The following is a 16,504-nucleotide window of genomic DNA, read 5'->3' as shown; positions in this document are numbered from 1 at the left end:
GTGATCCCACTTCCGCTGTCGGTGATCGCGGAGATCACGGGGGGCACCCTCGACGGGGCGCCCCCGGACGCCGTGGCCGGCGGTCCCGTGGTCATCGACTCCCGCGCGGTGGAGCCCGGGGCGCTGTTCGCGGCGTTCAAGGGCGAGCGCGCGGACGGGCACGACTTCGCCGCCGCGGCGCTGGCGGCCGGGGCCGCGGCGGTGCTGGCGCAGCGTCCGGTGGGCGGCCCGGCCGTGCTGGTCGACGACGTGCGGGAGGCGCTCGGCCGGCTCGCCGGCGGGGTGCTGGCCCGGCTGCCGGACACGACCGTCGTCGCGGTCACCGGATCGGCGGGCAAGACCTCCACCAAGGACCTGATCGCGCAGATCGTCGGGCGGGCGGGGCCGGCGGTGTGGCCGCCGGGCTCGTTCAACAACGAGATCGGGCTGCCGCTGACGGTGCTGCGCGCCGACGCCGGGACCCGGTTCCTGGTGCTGGAGATGGGCGCGCGCGGCATCGGCCACATCGCCTACCTGACCCGGATCGCGCCTCCCGACGTGGGCGTGGTGCTGAACGTCGGCACCGCGCACATGGGCGAGTTCGGCGGCCGGGAGGCGATCGCGCGGGCGAAGGGCGAGATGGTGGAGGCGCTGCGTCCCGGCGGCACCGCCGTGCTCAACGCCGACGACCCGCTGGTGAGCGCCATGGCGTCGCGCACGGCGGGCGAGGTCGTGACGTTCGGCCGGTCGGAGGGCGCGGCGGTCCGCGCGGTGGACGAGACGCTCGACGAGCGGGGCCGGGGCCGGTTCACGCTGGTGACGCCGGAGGGCTCGGCGCCGGTGGCGCTGCGGCTGTACGGGTCGCACGCGGTGGCGAACGCGCTGGCCGCGGCGGCGGCGGCGCGCGCGGCGGGCCTGCCGGTGGCGGAGATCGCCGCGGGGCTGTCGGAGGCGGAGCCGGCCAGCCGGTGGCGGATGGAGGTCGCCGAGCGGGCCGACGGGGTGACGGTGGTGAACGACGCCTACAACGCCAATCCGGACTCGACGCGGGCCGCGATCGACGTGCTCGCGCACATGGCCCGCGGCCGGCGCGCGTACGCGGTGCTGGGCGAAATGGCCGAACTAGGAGGTTCGTCCGCCGCGGAACATGCCAGGATCGGGCGGCACGCCGCGCGCAGCGGGCTGGACGGCCTCGTCGTCGTCGGCGCGAACGCGGCGGCGATGGCCGAAGGTGCCGCGCAGGTGGCGTCATGGACGGGAGAGTGCGTGCAGGTGGATGACGTCGGCGCGGCGGTGGCCGCGCTCAGCGAGCGGCTCGCGCCGCGGGACGTCGTGCTGGTGAAGGGCTCCCGGGTCGCCGGGCTGGAACGGGTCGCCGAGGCGCTGCTGGCGCCGGACGGCCGCCCGGACGGGCCCGGCGGGCCCGGCGCGGAGGCCGGTCGATGACCAACATCCTCATCGCGGCCGGGTTCGCGCTGGTGTTCGTCATGGTCGGCACCCCCGTGTGGATCCGGATCGTCAACCGGCTCGGCTACGGCCAGATGATCCGGGACGAGGGCCCCGAGGCCCACCTCACCAAGCGCGGCACCCCCACCATGGGCGGCACCGTCTTCATCGTCGGGTCGCTGTTCGGCTACGCGGTCGCGCACCTGGTCACCGGAGAGGCCCCCACGATCTCCGGCGTGCTGGTGCTGTTCCTGATGACCGGTCTCGGGTTCGTCGGCTTCGTCGACGACTTCATCAAGGTGTTCAAGCAGCGCAGCCTCGGCCTGCGCAGCGGCGCCAAGATGATCGGCATCATCCTCGTCGGGGTGGTCTTCGCGGTCGCCTCGCTGAACTTCCCCAACGGCTACGACATCACCCCCGCCGACCCCCACCTGTCCTTCCTGCGCGACTTCGGCCCCTCGATCGGCCCCTACCTGTTCGTCGTCTGGGCGCTGCTGCTGATCGCGGCGATGTCCAACGGCGTGAACCTCACCGACGGCCTGGACGGCCTGGCGGCGGGCCCCGCCGGCATGGTGCTGGCCGCCTACGTGGTCATCGGCAACTGGCAGCTGCGCAACTCCTGCGCCGCCGCCCTCGCCCCCAACTGCTACAACGTCCGCGACCCCCTGGACCTCGCGGTGGTGGCCGCGGCCGTGCTCGGCGGCGTGTTCGGCTTCCTGTGGTGGAACGCCCCGCCCGCGAAGATCTTCATGGGCGACACCGGCTCGCTGGCCCTCGGCGGTGTGCTGGTCGGCCTCGCGATCCTCACCCGCACCCAGTTCCTGCTGGCCATCCTGTGCGGCCTGATCGTGATGATCACCCTGTCGGTGATCATCCAGGTCGGCGGGTTCAAGATGACCAAGAAACGGGTGTTCAAGATGGCGCCGCTGCAGCACCACTTCGAGCTGTCCGGCTGGGCGGAGACCACCATCGTCGTGCGGTTCTGGCTGATGTCGGCGCTGTTCGTCGGGATCGGGATCGGGATCTTCTACCTGGAATGGATGCCGAAGAAGTGACGACGAGTCCCTGGGACGGCCTGCCGGTCTGCGTCGCCGGGCTCGGCGTGTCCGGCCGGGCCGCCGCGCGCGTGCTCGCCGCGCGCGGCGCCCGCGTCACGGCCGTCGACGCCCGCGACGGCGACGAGCAGCGCGCGCGGGCCGCCGAGCTGGAGGAGCGCGGCGTCGCGGTCCGGCTCGGCGACGGCGAGACCCTCCCGGAGGGCACCGGCCTCGTCGTCACCTCGCCGGGCTGGCGGCCGGACGCGCCGCTGCTCGCCGCCGCCGCGGCGGCCGGGGTCGAGATCATCGGCGAGGTGGAGCTGGCCTGGCGGCTGCGTCCGGAGGACGCCGCACCGTGGCTGGCCGTCACCGGCACCGACGGCAAGACGACCGTCGTCCGGATGCTGGCGTGCATGCTCACGGCCGCCGGGCACAAGGCGCTCGCCGTCGGCAACGTCGGCACGCCCATCGTGGAAGCCGTCGCCGAGGAGTACGACGTGCTGGCGGTGGAGCTTTCGAGCTACCAGCTGCACTGGTCGAGCTCGCTCGCCCCGCTGGCGGCGGCCGTGCTGAACATCGCGCCCGACCACCTCGACTGGCACGGCTCCATGGACGCCTACGTCGCCGCCAAGGCGAAGATCTTCGCGCCGGGCACCGTCGCGGTCTACAACGCCGACGACGACACCTCGACGGCCCTGGCCGAACGCGCCGGGGGCGCCCGGCGGCGGGCCGGGTTCACGCTGCGCGTCCCGCGCCCCGGCGAGCTCGGCGTCGTCGAGGAGCTGCTGGTCGACCGGGCCTTCACCGCCGACCCGGCGAGCGAGGCCGCCGAACTCGCCGCGCTGGCGGACGTCCGCCCGTTCGCCCCGCACAATGTCGCCAACGCGCTCGCGGCGGCGGGCCTGGCGCGGGCCTTCGGCGTGCCGCCCGAGGCCGTCCGGGAGGGGCTGCGCTCGTTCGTGCCCGACCCGCATCGCATCCAGCACGTCGCCGACGTCGCCGGCGTCGCCTACGTCAACGACTCCAAGGCGACCCAGCCGCACGCCGCAGCGGCGTCCCTGGCCGCCTACGAGTCCATCGTGTGGATCGCCGGCGGGCTGCTCAAGGGCCTGGACGTCGACGACCTGGTGCGCTCCTGCGCCGGGCGGCTGCGCGGCGCCGTGCTCATGGGCCGCGACCGGCACCGGATCGCCGAGGCACTCGCGCGACACGCCGCCGATGTCCCGGTCGTCGACGTCGCCGACACCGACACTGGGGCCATGGACCGCGTCGTCACCGCAGCAGCCGGGCTCGCCCGTCCCGGCGACACCGTGCTGCTCGCCCCCGTCGGGGCCTCCTTCGACATGTTCGCCAACTACCCGGCCCGCGGCGACGCCTTCATCGCCGCGGTCGGCCGCCTCGCCGCCGGAGACCCGCGGGCGTCATGACCACCGCCGTACCGGCCGAAGAGGAGCGCAGGCGCCGGGCGGGGCCGCGCGAGCAGGTGGTCGCCGCGGTCGGGCTGCTCGACCGCCCCCTCACCTCTTACTACATGGTGCTGAGCTGCTCGGTGATGCTGCTGGCGCTCGGCCTGACCATGGTGCTGTCGGCGTCGTCGGTCAAGCAGCTCCAGGAGACCGGGTCCGCCTACACGCTGTTCCAGAAGCAGGCCGTGTGGATGGTGATCGGCCTGCCGCTGATGTGGCTGGCGTCCCGGCTGCCGGTGCGGACGTTCCGCGCGCTGGCCTACCCGCTGCTGCTGCTGTCGATCGTCGCGCTGGCGATGGTGCTGGTCCCCGGCCTCGGCCGCAGCGCGGGCGGCGCCACCCGCTGGATCGACCTCGGGCCCGTCCAGATCCAGCCGTCCGAGCCCGCCAAGCTCGCGCTGGTGCTGTGGGGCGCCGACCTGCTCGCCCGCAAGGAGCGGCTCGGCCGGCTCACCGAGTGGCGGCCGCTGCTGGTGCCGCTGCTGCCCGGCGCCGGCGTGCTGGTGCTGCTCGTCATGCTCGGCAACGACCTCGGCACCACCCTCGTGCTGCTGACGATCTTCCTCGCGCTGCTGTGGGTGGTCGGCGCGCCGGGCCGGCTGTTCGTCGGCATCGCCGGCCTCGTCTGCCTGCTGGTGTCGATCCTGATCATCGTCGAGCCGTACCGGATGCAGCGGCTCACCGGCTTCCTCGACCCCGCCGGGAACCGGTTGACCAGCAACTACCAGGGCATCCAGGGACTGTTCGCGGTCGCCTCCGGAGGGCTGTTCGGCACCGGCCTCGGGGAGGGGCGCGCCAAGTGGGACTACCTGCCGCACGCCGAGACCGACTTCATCTTCGCGATCGTCGGCGAGGAGTTCGGGCTGGTCGGCACCCTCGTCGTGCTCGGACTGTTCGGGCTGCTGGCCTACGCGGGGCTGCGCATCGCCCGCCGGGTGAAGGACCCGTTCACCCGGCTGGCCGCCGCCGGCGCGACCGCCTGGCTGGTCGTCCAGGCCATCGTCAACATCGGCGCGGTGATCGGGGTGCTGCCGATCACCGGCATCCCGCTGCCGCTGGTGTCCTACGGCGGCTCCGCGCTCATCCCGACGCTGATCGCGCTCGGGATGCTGATGGCGTTCGCCAAACGCGAGCCCGGCGCGCGGCAGGCACTGTCCGCACGCGGCCCCGGACCGGTCGTGAGGGCTCTAAGCTGGCTGGGACTGGCACGGCGCTGAAATCCCCCCGCCGGGGTGCCGGCGACCCGGCGTCCGCCGCCCGCACGCGCCGAGTGCGGGGCGGACGGCACGCGAGCGGACGGCACCCGACACGTCGAACACGCTGAGGAGTTGTCAACGAGCATGAGGGTTGTCCTGGCCGGCGGCGGCACCGCCGGACACATCGAGCCCGCCCTGGCTCTCGCCGACGCGCTGCGCCGCAACGACCCCAACACGGGGATCGTCTGCCTCGGCACCGAACGCGGCCTGGAGACCCGGCTGGTCCCGCAGCGCGGCTACGAGCTCGCGCTGATCCCGCCGGTCCCGCTGCCGCGCACGCTGACCCCGCAGCTGCTGTCGGTCCCGGGACGGCTGCGCGGCGCGATCAACGCGGCGGCGAACGTGCTGGACCAGGCGCAGGCCGACATCCTGGTCGGGTTCGGCGGCTACGTCGCGACCCCCGGCTACCTCGCCGCGCGCAAGCGCAAGGTGCCGATCATCGTGCACGAGGCCAACCCGAAGCCGGGCCTGGCCAACAAGCTCGGCGCCCGCTTCACCGACCACGTCGCGGTGTCCCACCAGGACTCGCCGCTCCCGAACGCCACCTTCGTCGGCATCCCGCTGCGCCGCGAGATCGCCGCGCTGGACCGGCTGGCGATGGGCGACAAGGCCCGCTCCTACTTCGGCCTGCTGCCCGACCTGCCCACGCTGCTGATCTTCGGCGGGTCGCAGGGCGCCCGCTCCCTCAACCAGGCCGCGGTGGCCGCCGCGCCGTACTTCCGGCAGGCCGGCATCCAGGTGCTGCACATCGTCGGGCCGAAGAACACCGAGGAGCCCGAGCCGGCGCAGGGCGGCCCGCAGTACGTCACCATCCCGTACTGCGACCGGATGGACCTCGCCTACGCCGCCGCCGACATGGCGATGTGCCGCGCCGGCGCGATGACCTGCGCGGAGCTCGCCGCGGTCGCGCTGCCGGCGGTGTACGTGCCGCTCCCGATCGGCAACGGCGAGCAGCGGCTGAACGCCGAGCCGATCGTCGCGGCGGGCGGCGGCATGCTGGTCGACAACGCCGAGCTGTCGCCCGACTGGATCGCCCGCAACCTGCTGCCGGTGCTGGCCGACCCGGGCCGCGTCGCGCACATGTCCGAGGCGGCCGGGCGGATGGGCCGCCGGGACGCCGACGTCGCGCTGGCCCGGATGGTGTACGACGTCGTCCGCGCGGCGGGCGCCGCCCGATGAGCCTGATCGATCCGAGCGAGGTGGTCCCGGCCGGGGAGCTCGGCCGGGTCCACTTCATCGCCATCGGCGGCGCCGGCATGTCCGGCATCGCCCGGATCATGCTGCGCCGCGGGATCGCCGTGTCCGGCAGCGACGCGCGCGACTCCGAGCTGCTCGGCCAGCTCGGCGACCTCGGCGCGAAGGTGTTCGTCGGGCACGACGCCGCGCACCTCGGCGACGCCGACACCGTCGTGGTGTCCACCGCGATCCGCGAGTCCAACCCCGAGCTGGTCGCCGCCCGCGAGCGCGGGCTGCGGGTACTGCACCGCTCGGCGGCGCTCGCCTCGCTGATGGCGGGCCGGCGCGCCGTCGCCGTCGCCGGCACGCACGGCAAGACCACCACGACGTCGATGCTGACGGTCGCGCTGCAGCACGCGGGCGCCGACCCGTCGTACTGCATCGGCGGGCAGCTGGTCACCACGGGGCTCGGCGCCGACGAGGGCACCGGGGACGTGTTCGTCGCGGAGGCCGACGAGAGCGACGGCTCGTTCCTCATGTACGCCCCGCACATCGCGGTCGTCACCAACGTCGAGGCCGACCACCTCGACAACTACGGCGGCTTCGAGATGGTGAAGGAGAACTTCGCCCGGTTCGTCGACCGGATCGAGCCGGGCGGGACGCTCGTCGCCGGCGCCGACGACCCCGTCGCGATGGAGCTGGCCGAGCGCGCGCGGGCGCGGGGGCTGACCGTCCGGACGTACGGCGAGGCGGAGGGCGCCGACCTGCGGGTCACCGGGTTCACCCCGCGCGGCCTCGGCTCCCGGTTCACGATCGAGGGCGCCGGCGAGGTGGCGCTCGCCGTCCCGGGCCGGCACAACGCGCTCAACGCCGCCGCGGTCGTCGCGGTCGCGCAGGCGCTCGGCGTCGGCGGCGCGCAGGTGCGCGAGGGGCTCGCCGCGTTCGGCGGCGCGATGCGGCGGCTGGAGCGCAAGGGCGAGGCGGGCGGCGTCGAGGTGTTCGACAGCTACGCCCACCACCCGACCGAGCTGACCGCCGACCTGGAGGCCACCCGCGGCTACCTGGGGGAGAAGCGGGAGCCGGGCCGGATCGTCGCGGTGTTCCAGCCGCACCTGTACAGCCGCACCCGGTTCTTCGCCGCCGAGTTCGGCGCCGCGCTCGGCCTCGCCGACGTCGCGGTCGTGCTGGACGTCTACGGCGCCCGCGAGGACCCGGAACCCGGCGTGACCGGCGCGCTCGTCGCCGACGCCGTCCCCGCCGGGACCGAGACCGCCTACGCGCCCGTCCGCGCCGAGGTCCCCGGCCTGGCCGCCTCGCTCGCCCGTCCCGGCGACGTGGTGATCACGCTGGGCGCCGGCGACGTGACCGCGCTCGGCCCGCTGATCCTGGAGCGGCTCGCGTCCCGCTGAGCGTCCCGAGGGGATCGGGGGGACACGCCGCCGCGCGCGCGTTCGGCGGCGCGCGGGGCGATCACTGCCAAGCTGGGGTCATGACCGAGGCGCGGACGGACCAACCGGAGAGCGAGGCCGGGGAGCCGGCGGCCGGGCCGCGCGGCGCCGAGCGGGCCCGCCGGGGCCGCTGGAAAGTGATCTTCGTCGCGCTGCTCGTCGCCGCCGCGCTGGGCGCGGTCGGCTGGGTGCTGCTCGGCTCGAAGCTGCTGGTGGTGCGGCACGTGGAGGTGAGCGGCACCGCGCTCGCGCCGCGCGACCGGATCGTCGCCGCCGCCGGGATCCGGCTCGGCGTCCCGATGGCGCGGCTGGACGCCGGCGCGGTCAGGGCGCGGGTGGAGCGGCTCCGCGAGGTCGAGTCCGCCGAGGTCAGACGGGACTGGCCGGCGACGGTCCGGATCGTCGTGCACGAGCGGGTCCCGGTGGCGGTGCTGGAGCGCGGCGGCCGCTACGAGCGGCTCGACCGGCACGGAGTGACCGTGGCGGAGGGGGCGTCGCGCCCGGCGGGGCTGCCGGCGCTGACGGTCTCCTCGCCCGGGCCGTCCGACCCGGCGACGCTCGCGGCCCTCACGGTGCTGACCGGCCTGCCGGACCGGCTGCGCGGCCGGGTCGTGGAGGTGGAGGCGGCCGATCCCGGGTCGGTGGTGCTGCACATGAAGGGCGGCCTGACGGTGACGTGGGGGCCGCCGGAGCGCGCGGCGGAGAAGATCCGGCTGCTGGACTCGGTGGCGCGCACGGCGTCCGGACGGTCCCTGCACAGCATCGACGTCAGCTCGCCGGAGGTCCTGATCACGCGGTGACCGGCCGGGCGGTGGGGCCGAATGTCAAGCCGTTCGGGTCCGGTGCGTGTGTCGGGGCGATTCCGGGCGTCCGATGGGGCACGCTGGAACGGTCGGCCGGAGTTCGGCCGGCCTGGGACGGACCGGAGGGCGGGCGGCGGTGCACTGAGCGGCAGGCGGCGGACACGTCCGTCGCCAACCAGGGCAAACCCGTGCCCAGTGCGACACGCCGGTGGAGTTCGGGGGAGGTTAGTTGACCCTGGCGGTAAGGCCGCCCTACTGTCCGTATCAGTCCTCAGGTTGACATAAGTGTAAGCCTCAAGTTGAGGGTGAGGGTTGAAGGTGGAGCGGATCGACGGTCGGTTCCGCCCGCGGCCCGCGCCGGAAAAGCGCACAGGTCAGGAAACTCCGCGGCGGACGGTCGGCAGACCGGACCGGCGGGTCGGATAGAGCGAGCGGAAAGGCCCCTCGTCGTGGCAGCACCGCAGAACTACCTCGCGGTCATCAAGGTCGTCGGTATCGGCGGCGGCGGCGTCAACGCCGTCAACCGGATGATCGAGGAGGGACTCAAGGGCGTCGAGTTCATCGCTATCAACACGGACGCCCAGGCGCTGCTGATGAGTGACGCCGACGTGAAGCTGGACGTGGGCCGCGAGCTCACCCGGGGCCTCGGCGCCGGCGCGAACCCCGACGTCGGCCGCAAGGCCGCCGAGGACCACCGGGAGGAGATCGAGGAGGTCCTCAAGGGCGCCGACATGGTGTTCGTCACCGCCGGAGAGGGCGGCGGCACCGGCACCGGCGGCGCGCCCGTGGTCGCCAACATCGCCCGCTCCCTCGGCGCCCTGACGATCGGCGTGGTCACCCGCCCGTTCAGCTTCGAGGGCAAGCGCCGCGCGATGCAGGCCGAGGCCGGCATCGAGACGCTGCGCGACGAGGTCGACACCCTCATCGTGATCCCGAACGACCGGCTGCTGTCGATCTCCGACCGGCAGGTCAGCGTGCTGGACGCGTTCAAGGCCGCCGACCAGGTGCTGCTGTCCGGTGTCCAGGGCATCACCGACCTGATCACCACGCCGGGCCTGATCAACCTGGACTTCGCCGACGTCAAGTCCGTGATGTCCGGCGCCGGCTCGGCGCTGATGGGCATCGGCTCGGCCCGCGGCGACGACCGCAGCGTCGCCGCCGCCGAGATGGCGATCTCCAGCCCGCTGCTGGAGGCCAGCATCGACGGCGCGCACGGCGTGCTGCTGTCCATCTCCGGCGGCTCCGACCTCGGCCTGTTCGAGATCAACGAGGCGGCGCAGCTCGTCTCGAACGCGGCCGCCCCGGACGCCAACATCATCTTCGGCGCGGTCATCGACGACGCGCTCGGCGACGAGGTGCGGGTCACCGTGATCGCCGCGGGCTTCGACGAGGGGCGTCCCGCCAAGCCGGCCCCCGAGCCGGAGACCAAGCGCGCCGCCCCGCCGCCCCGCCCGGTGCCGCCGCCCGCCGCGCCGCCGGCGCCGCACAACCCCATCCCGAGCCGGGTCGGCCGCTCCGACACCGGCCCGCAGCCGGCCGCGCCGCAGCAGTCGGTCGCGCAGGCCGCCGCCGCGCCGCAGCCGTCCGCGCCGCTGTCGGCGCCGGTCCCCGCGCCCGCGCCGCGGCCGGAGGCCGAGCGCTCCCCGGGACCGGCCGGCGACGACCGCGCCGGGGGCCGCGGCGGGTCGCCACCCGGCGACCCGGCCCGTGCCGAGTCAGGCCGCGCCGAGCAGCAGCCGGCGGCGCAGCCCGCCGACCGCGACCAGGGTTCCGACACCGGCTCGCGCGCCCCCGCGCCGCGCCCGTCCGCCGAGTCGACCCCCTCCCGGGTGCACGCCGGCGAGAACGACGGCGGCCCCGCCCCCGCCGGAGGGCGCCGCCGCCCGGTCGTCTTCGACGAGGACGACGACCTCGACGTGCCCGACTTCCTGAAGTGATCACCACCGTCGCCCTGGGCGACGGCGTCGGCGCCGCCTTCACCGGACGGTCCGGCGGCGTGAGCACGGCCCCCTACGACTCCCTCAACCTCGGCGGCGCGGTCGGCGACGACCCGGCCGCCGTCACCGCCAACCGGCGGCGCGCCGCCGCCGCCCTCGGCGTCGACCCCGCGCGCACCGTCTGGATGCGCCAGGTGCACGGCGCCGACGTTGCGTTCGTCACCGAGCCCGCCGGCCCCGCCGGCCACGGCCCGGTCGACGCGATCGTCACCACCGTCCCCGGCCTGGTCCTCGCCGTCGTCGTCGCCGACTGCGCCCCCGTCCTGCTGGCCGACCCCGCCGCCGGCGTGGCGGGCGCCGCCCACTCCGGCCGGCCCGGCACCGCCGCCGGCGTCGTCCCCGCCCTGGTGAAGGCGATGTGCGAGCGCGGAGCCGACCCCGCCCGCATCCGCGCCGCCATCGGCCCCGCCGCGTGCGGCGGCTGCTACGAGGTGCCCGCGGAGATGCGCGACGAGGTCGCCGCCGTGGTCCCCGCCGCGTACGCGACGACGTCCAAGGGCACCCCGGGCCTCGACATCCGCGCCGGCATCGCCGCGCAGCTCGCCTCGAGCGGGGTGGACGACGTCCGCGTCGACCCGCGCTGCACCATCGAGACCCCCGGCCTCTTCTCCTACCGCCGCGACGGCCGCACCGGCCGGTTCGCCGGATTCGTCTGGCTCCAGGACGGCGGCGCGTGACCCCCGGCGAGCCCGGACGCCCCGCGGGGCAGGGCGAGCGGCGCGCCGAACTCGCCGCGAACCTCGCCGAGGTCCGCGACCGTATCGCCGCCGCCTGCGCCGCCGCCGGACGCGACCCGGCCGAGGTCTCCCTCATCGCGGTGACGAAGACCTTCCCGGCCTCCGACGTGCGGCTGCTGGCCGGACTCGGCCTCACCGACGTCGGCGAGAACCGCGACCAGGAGGCGCGCCCGAAGGCGGCCGAATGCGCCGACCTCCCGCTCACCTGGCACTTCGTCGGCCGGCTCCAGACCAACAAGGCCCGCGCGGTCGCGTCCTACGCCGATGTCGTGCACTCGGTCGACCGGTCCCGGCTGGTCGCCGCGCTGTCGGACGCCGCGTCCCGAGCCGGCCGCACGCTGCGCTGCCTCGTGCAGGTTTCGCTGGACGAGGCGGAGCACCGCGGCGGCGCGTCCCCGGCGGAGGTCCCCGCGCTCGCCGACGCGGTCGCCGCCGCCGCGGGCCTGGAGCTCGGCGGGCTGATGGCCGTCGCGCCGCTCGGCGCCGACCCGGCGCCCGCGTTCGAGCGGCTCGCCGCGGTGTCGGCGGACCTGCGCCGGAACCATCCGGACGCGCGGAGCGTCTCTGCGGGCATGAGCGGTGATCTGGAACAGGCGATCGCGTGCGGCGCGACACACGTGCGGATCGGTACGGCGTTGCTCGGCGGCCGACGGGCAATCGTCAGGTAATGTCCCGGGAGTGGTACCTGCCGGAACGCGGGCCACGTAGACGGATCGGTCCAGCGGCGCCGGAGGCGCCGGGTGCCGCGACCACAGGACACGGAGGGGCGTATGGCCAGCGCGATGCGCAAGATGGCGGTCTACCTCGGCCTGGTGGAGGACGACCGCTACGACGACAAGTACGGCGACGAGTACGACTACGAGCCCTACGACGACGAGACCGACCCCGGCCAGGGGCGCCGTCGCGAGGACGAATCCGGCGGTCAGCTTACCCGAGCCGAAGAGGGCGCGGACCGGGAACGCGATCATCACGCGGTGTCACCGCCCGAGCGACGCTCCGTGGCGCTCTACGAGTCCGGTACCACCGACCTTGCGCGCATCACTACGCTGCACCCTAGGACCTACAACGAGGCGAGGACCATCGGGGAGCACTTCCGTGAGGGCACACCGGTGATCATGAATCTGACCGAGATGGTCGACAGCGACGCCAAACGGCTCGTCGACTTCGCGGCGGGTCTCGTGTTCGGCCTGCACGGGAGCATCGAGCGTGTTACCAACAAGGTGTTCCTCCTCTCACCGGCCAACGTGGAGGTGACCGCGGAGGACAAGGCCCGGATGGCAGAACGAGGGTTCTTCAACCAAAGCTGACAGCCACATGCGAGAGTGTCCGTGAACATCGTTGGACAGGTGCTGACGTACCTCCTGTACATCTTCCTGCTGTTCCTGATCGGCAGGCTGGTCCTGGAGGTGCTGCAGTCGTTCGCCAGGCAGTGGCGTCCCAGAGGGGTGGTGCTCGTGATCGCCGAGGCGACCTACACCATCACCGATCCGCCGCTGAAGCTGCTGAGGCGTTTCATCCCTCCCATACGGCTGGGTAACGTGGCGCTGGACCTCAGTTTCACCTTCCTCATCTTTGTGGTGTGGGTCTTGATCATCTTCGTGCAGAGGCTCTGATCGGATACCGTCCTTCGGGACAGACTCCAAGCGCGCCAAGGAGACGAACATGCCGCTGACACCCGCCGATGTGCGGAACAAGCAGTTCAGTACCACCAGGCTGAGGCCGGGGTACGACGAGGAGGAGGTGGACGCCTTCCTCGACGAGGTCGAGGCCGAGCTCGACCGCCTCATCCAGGAGAACGAGGAGCTGCGGGCCAAGCTCGCCGAGTGCCTCCGTGGCAAGGTTCCCGCCATGGCCGCCCCCATCGTGGAGCCCAAGCCGGACGTCCAGAAGATCCCCGAGCCCCCCCGCCCGGAGCCGCAGCCGCAGCCCGAGCCGGAGCCCGTCCCCCTCGGCGGCCTCGGCATGGCGCCCGCGCCCACCGGCGAGGACAACATGGACACCGCCGCGCGCGTGCTGGCGCTGGCGCAGCAGACCGCCGACCAGGCGATCGCCGACGCCCGCCGGGAGGCCGACGAGACGCTCGGCCGCGCCCGCCGCGAGGCCGAGGAGATCCTCGGCAAGGCCCGCCGGCAGGCCGACCAGATCGTCAGCGAGGCCCGGTCCCGCGCCGAGGCCCTCGACCGCGACGCCCAGGAGCGGCACCGCCAGGTCATGGGCTCGCTCGTGCAGCAGCGCGAGGAGCTCGAGCGCGAGGTCGACAACCTGCGCGCCTTCGAGCGCGAGTACCGCAGCCGCCTGAAGGTCTACCTGGAGGGCCAGCTGCGCGACCTGGAGGCGGGCAGCACCGAGACCGGCGCGTTCGCCGCCGTCCCGGGCGCGGCGCCCTCGGTGGCGCAGCCGCCCGCCCCGCAGCCCCCCGCGCCGCAGGCGGGCCCGCAGAACTCGCTGCCGCACAGCGAGAACCGCAACGGCGGAGCCGGCGGCTCCAACCCCGCCGGGCCGACGTTCCCGTCGCCCGCCGAGCACACCCAGCAGGTGCAGCACTCGGCGACCGGCGCGTTCCACTCCGGCGGCGGTGACAACCCGCCGCACGAGAGGCGCTGACGCGGGCACCGCAGGCGATAGTGTCGTCACGATCGCCGCGCCGAGGAGGGCACCGTCGCCGTCCCGGCGATGTCGGCGTGACACCTGGGCCTGAAGGGCGGCCCGGAGCCGAGCGGTCCGAACGAGGGGGAGAGACGCTGTGATCATCCTGAGTGGCGTTCTCGTGGTGGCGGCGATCGCCCTGCTGGTCGCGGGAATCGTCGCCGGCAACGGAGACAGCGCCCAGGTCTTCGGCCTGGACGCGCTGGTGGTGATCTACATCTCGATCGCCGTCAGCATCGTCTCCGCGCTGTGCCTGGCCATCGGGGTGTTCCTGCGCCGCAAGGAGCTCTTCGGCACCGGCACCCCCGCCGCGCCGGCCAGGAAGGGCAAGGCCAAGCGCCCGCGGCCGGCTCCGCCGGTGCCCGCGGCCAAGAGCGCGGCCGGCGCCCCCGCGGCGTCGCGGCCGTCCCTGGACGCCCCGGCCGAGCCCGATGACGAGGTCGAGATCCCCGTCCAGCCCGTCGACGTGCCCGACGGCGCCCTGGTGTTCGTCGTGCGCGGACGCAAGCGCTACCACCTCGACACGTGCCGGCAGCTCGCCGGGCGCGACACCGAGGAGCTCACCTACGCCGAGGCCAAGGAGGAGGGGTTCAGCCCCTGCACCGCCTGCATGCCCGACACCGCACTGGCGGCGCGCGCCGCGGCGTCGGGACCCGGATCACCGGACCCGGGCAGGACGGTCGCGGACGGATCCGACCTCACCAAGCCCGATTTCAGCAAGCCCGGCCTCACCAAGCCCGGCCTCACCAAGCCCGGCCTCGGCGGGCCCCGCGTGGACCGCTCCGCGCCCGGCCCGGAGGGCGGCCTGGCCGGGCTGGCGAAGACCTCGCCCGCCTCGCCGCACGCCGCGCCGCATCCGGCGCCCGCGCCGTTCGGCCCGACGGCGGAGATCCCCCGCGTCCCGGAGCCGGGCGAGCCGGAGCACGACCGCCCGGCGGCCGAGCGCCGCGAGGAGCCGCCGGCCGGCCGCGTGCCGTCCGCCTGGTCGTCCTCGCCCGCCGACCCAGACCCGGAGCCCGAGGCCCCCGCGCCCTTCCGCAGCCCGGCCGGGCCGACGCTGACGGACATCCCCGTCACCGGCCCGTCGCGCCGGGAGCCCGAGCGGGCCGAAGAGCCCGCCGTCGAGCCGCAGGCGGCCGGGGAGCCCGAACCCGAGCCCGAGGCCGCGCCCGCGCCGGAGAGGCCCGCTGCGGCCGGATCCGCGCCGACCGACGTCACCGCCGACTTCGGTGACGACCCGCTGAACCTCGGTGCCGCGGCCGCGCCGCGTCCCCGCGACGCCGACGACGCGGCCGTGTCCGAGCACGCCGCGCCCGCCGCGGACGAGCAGCCCGCGAGCGACGGCTACGACGAGCCCGCCGGCGACGGCTACGACGAGCCCGCCGGCGACGGCTACGACGAGCCCGCCGGCGACGGCTACGATGAGCCCGCCGAGCCCGAGGACGCCGACGACGGCCCGCAGGTCCGGATCCTCAGCGGCACGAAGCGCTACCACCGCACCGACTGCGCGCTCATCGAGGACATCGGCGACGAGGCGGACGACCTGGAGGCGCTGTCCCGCGCCGAGGCCAAGGCCCGCGGCTGCACGCCCTGCCTCGTCTGCCAGCCCGACCGCGAGCACGCCCGGGACTGACGCCGGGTCCTGCTCCCTCCGAGCGGTTCAGGGTGCACACCCCGCCGCGGAGGGTGGGACGTCAGCGGTGGCGGCGGCGTTCGGCGCGCAGCTCGCGGAGCCGTTCGCGGCGCTCGTCGCGGCGTCGGTGCATGTCCGTGTGCCGCTCCAGCATCCGCTCGTGGTGCTCCTCCATCCGCTCCAGATGCCGCCGGTGCCGTTCCAGATGCCGGTCGTGCCGGGAGCGCTTCTCGCCGATCTCGCGGCGGTGCACGCTCAACCCGCCGAAGATCACCATGCCGGTCAGCCTGATCAGCGGCGCGTCCGGGTCGATGACGTCGTCGGGCAGGTCGGCGCCGCCGAACACCATCGCGGCGGAGCTGGTCACCCGCACGCCGGGCGGCACCGTGATCTCGATCCCGCCGAAAAGGCAGCTGACGTTGACGGTGACCTCGCCCTGGCTGAGGACGGCCTGGCGGAAGTCCAGGTCGACGCCGCCGAACACGCAGGAGACGTTGGTGGTCGGCTCGACGAGCCAGCGTCCCCTGCGGGTCACCCCGCTGAAGATCGCCACGAGGTTGGGCGACTGCGGGGCGGGCGGCCCGAGCGGCGCCTCGTCCTTGTGCAGCCGCACCCTGGGCCGCGGCGCCTGCTCGGACGGGAGGTCGGCGAGGAGCGGGTCGAGGTCGGCGTAGGTCTTGGCCCGGTAGACGGCGTCGATGCGCTCGGCGTGCTCCTCCGCGGTGATGCGGCCCTCCGCGAGGGCCTCGCGGAGACGGTCGGCGACCTGGTCGCGGTCGGCGTCCGAGGCGCGCATGGGGGCCGGTGAGTCGGGCTCGGAGGGCTGCTCGGGAAGGTTCACGGAACCATCATCGCAAACCCGGCGCGGCAAACGCGATGT

15 protein-coding genes are annotated in these 16,504 nt (G+C 74.6%); 14 read left to right on the top strand and 1 reads right to left on the bottom strand.

Going from position 1 to position 16,504, the window contains the following annotated elements; translation table 11 throughout:
- The 14 genes from F8568_RS28915 (at position 1) to F8568_RS28850 (ending at position 15,624) form a co-directional block, all read left to right on the top strand.
- Positions 1–1,425 (top strand): UDP-N-acetylmuramoyl-tripeptide--D-alanyl-D-alanine ligase, encoded by a 1,425-nt coding sequence (locus F8568_RS28915; protein WP_151596855.1) that lies wholly within the window; start codon positions 1–3, stop codon positions 1,423–1,425.
- Positions 1,422–2,480, top strand: coding sequence for a phospho-N-acetylmuramoyl-pentapeptide-transferase (gene mraY, locus F8568_RS28910; protein WP_151596854.1), 1,059 nt, complete (start codon positions 1,422–1,424; stop codon positions 2,478–2,480). The genes F8568_RS28915 and mraY overlap by 4 nt, the downstream gene beginning before the upstream one ends.
- Positions 2,462–3,889: a UDP-N-acetylmuramoyl-L-alanine--D-glutamate ligase gene (gene murD, locus F8568_RS28905; RefSeq protein ID WP_151596853.1), complete on the top strand. Its 1,428-nt coding sequence runs from the start codon at positions 2,462–2,464 to the stop codon at positions 3,887–3,889. Before mraY ends, murD begins: the two co-directional genes overlap by 19 nt.
- A complete protein-coding gene (gene ftsW, locus F8568_RS28900) occupies positions 3,886–5,145 on the top strand; it encodes a putative lipid II flippase FtsW (protein WP_151596852.1) in 1,260 nt (419 codons plus the stop codon). The genes murD and ftsW overlap by 4 nt, the downstream gene beginning before the upstream one ends.
- A 123-nt stretch (positions 5,146–5,268) precedes the next feature.
- Complete coding sequence (gene murG / locus F8568_RS28895) at positions 5,269–6,363, top strand: undecaprenyldiphospho-muramoylpentapeptide beta-N-acetylglucosaminyltransferase (RefSeq protein WP_151546879.1); 1,095 nt, start codon at positions 5,269–5,271, stop codon at positions 6,361–6,363.
- Positions 6,360–7,769, top strand: coding sequence for a UDP-N-acetylmuramate--L-alanine ligase (murC, locus tag F8568_RS28890; RefSeq protein ID WP_151596851.1), 1,410 nt, complete (start codon positions 6,360–6,362; stop codon positions 7,767–7,769). The genes murG and murC overlap by 4 nt, the downstream gene beginning before the upstream one ends.
- Positions 7,770–7,849: 80 nt before the next feature.
- The gene (locus F8568_RS28885) at positions 7,850–8,608 is read left to right on the top strand and encodes a cell division protein FtsQ/DivIB (protein ID WP_151596850.1); all 759 of its coding nucleotides are present in this window, start codon (positions 7,850–7,852) and stop codon (positions 8,606–8,608) included.
- Positions 8,609–9,060: 452 nt separating this feature from the next.
- Positions 9,061–10,548, top strand: a complete 1,488-nt coding sequence (gene ftsZ, locus F8568_RS28880; RefSeq protein ID WP_151596849.1) for a cell division protein FtsZ — start codon at positions 9,061–9,063, stop codon at positions 10,546–10,548.
- Positions 10,545–11,285, top strand: a complete 741-nt coding sequence (pgeF, locus tag F8568_RS28875) for a peptidoglycan editing factor PgeF (RefSeq protein WP_151596848.1) — start codon at positions 10,545–10,547, stop codon at positions 11,283–11,285. Before ftsZ ends, pgeF begins: the two co-directional genes overlap by 4 nt.
- Entirely contained in the window at positions 11,282–12,013 is a 732-nt protein-coding gene (locus F8568_RS28870) for a YggS family pyridoxal phosphate-dependent enzyme (RefSeq protein ID WP_151596847.1), read from the top strand. The genes pgeF and F8568_RS28870 overlap by 4 nt, the downstream gene beginning before the upstream one ends.
- A 102-nt stretch (positions 12,014–12,115) precedes the next feature.
- Positions 12,116–12,652, top strand: coding sequence for a cell division protein SepF (locus F8568_RS28865; protein ID WP_151596846.1), 537 nt, complete (start codon positions 12,116–12,118; stop codon positions 12,650–12,652).
- Between the two features lie 21 nt (positions 12,653–12,673).
- The gene (locus F8568_RS28860) at positions 12,674–12,958 is read left to right on the top strand and encodes a YggT family protein (protein WP_151596845.1); all 285 of its coding nucleotides are present in this window, start codon (positions 12,674–12,676) and stop codon (positions 12,956–12,958) included.
- 49 nt (positions 12,959–13,007) lie between these two features.
- Positions 13,008–13,949 carry a DivIVA domain-containing protein gene (locus F8568_RS28855; protein WP_151596844.1) on the top strand — a complete coding sequence of 314 codons (942 nt, stop codon included), beginning with the start codon at positions 13,008–13,010 and terminating at the stop codon, positions 13,947–13,949.
- A gap of 139 nt (positions 13,950–14,088) precedes the next feature.
- On the top strand, positions 14,089–15,624 hold the full coding sequence (locus F8568_RS28850) for a hypothetical protein (protein ID WP_151596843.1): 1,536 nt from the start codon (positions 14,089–14,091) through the stop codon (positions 15,622–15,624).
- A 61-nt stretch (positions 15,625–15,685) separates the two neighbouring features.
- Here the strand turns inward: F8568_RS28850 and F8568_RS28845 are convergent, their stop codons facing one another.
- The gene (locus tag F8568_RS28845) at positions 15,686–16,465 is read right to left on the bottom strand and encodes a DUF1707 SHOCT-like domain-containing protein (RefSeq protein ID WP_328601062.1); all 780 of its coding nucleotides are present in this window, start codon (positions 16,463–16,465) and stop codon (positions 15,686–15,688) included.
- Positions 16,466–16,504 lie beyond the last annotated feature (39 nt).

The organism is Actinomadura physcomitrii, from assembly GCF_008923205.2.
Lineage (GTDB): Bacteria > Actinomycetota > Actinomycetes > Streptosporangiales > Streptosporangiaceae > Spirillospora > Spirillospora physcomitrii.
This window is presented reverse-complemented; position numbering and strand designations above follow the sequence as displayed.

Bases quoted from the DNA above. Each gene is read 5' to 3' on its own strand.
- F8568_RS28885 (WP_151596850.1), top strand. From the start codon at position 7,850: ATGACCGAGGCGCGGACGGACCAACCGGAGAGCGAGGCCGGGGAGCCG.
- murD (WP_151596853.1), top strand. From the start codon at position 2,462: ATGGATGCCGAAGAAGTGACGACGAGTCCCTGGGACGGCCTGCCGGTC.
- F8568_RS28855 (WP_151596844.1), top strand. From the start codon at position 13,008: ATGCCGCTGACACCCGCCGATGTGCGGAACAAGCAGTTCAGTACCACC.
- ftsW (WP_151596852.1), top strand. From the start codon at position 3,886: ATGACCACCGCCGTACCGGCCGAAGAGGAGCGCAGGCGCCGGGCGGGG.
- F8568_RS28865 (WP_151596846.1), top strand. From the start codon at position 12,116: ATGGCCAGCGCGATGCGCAAGATGGCGGTCTACCTCGGCCTGGTGGAG.
- mraY (WP_151596854.1), top strand. From the start codon at position 1,422: ATGACCAACATCCTCATCGCGGCCGGGTTCGCGCTGGTGTTCGTCATG.
- murG (WP_151546879.1), top strand. From the start codon at position 5,269: ATGAGGGTTGTCCTGGCCGGCGGCGGCACCGCCGGACACATCGAGCCC.
- murC (WP_151596851.1), top strand. From the start codon at position 6,360: ATGAGCCTGATCGATCCGAGCGAGGTGGTCCCGGCCGGGGAGCTCGGC.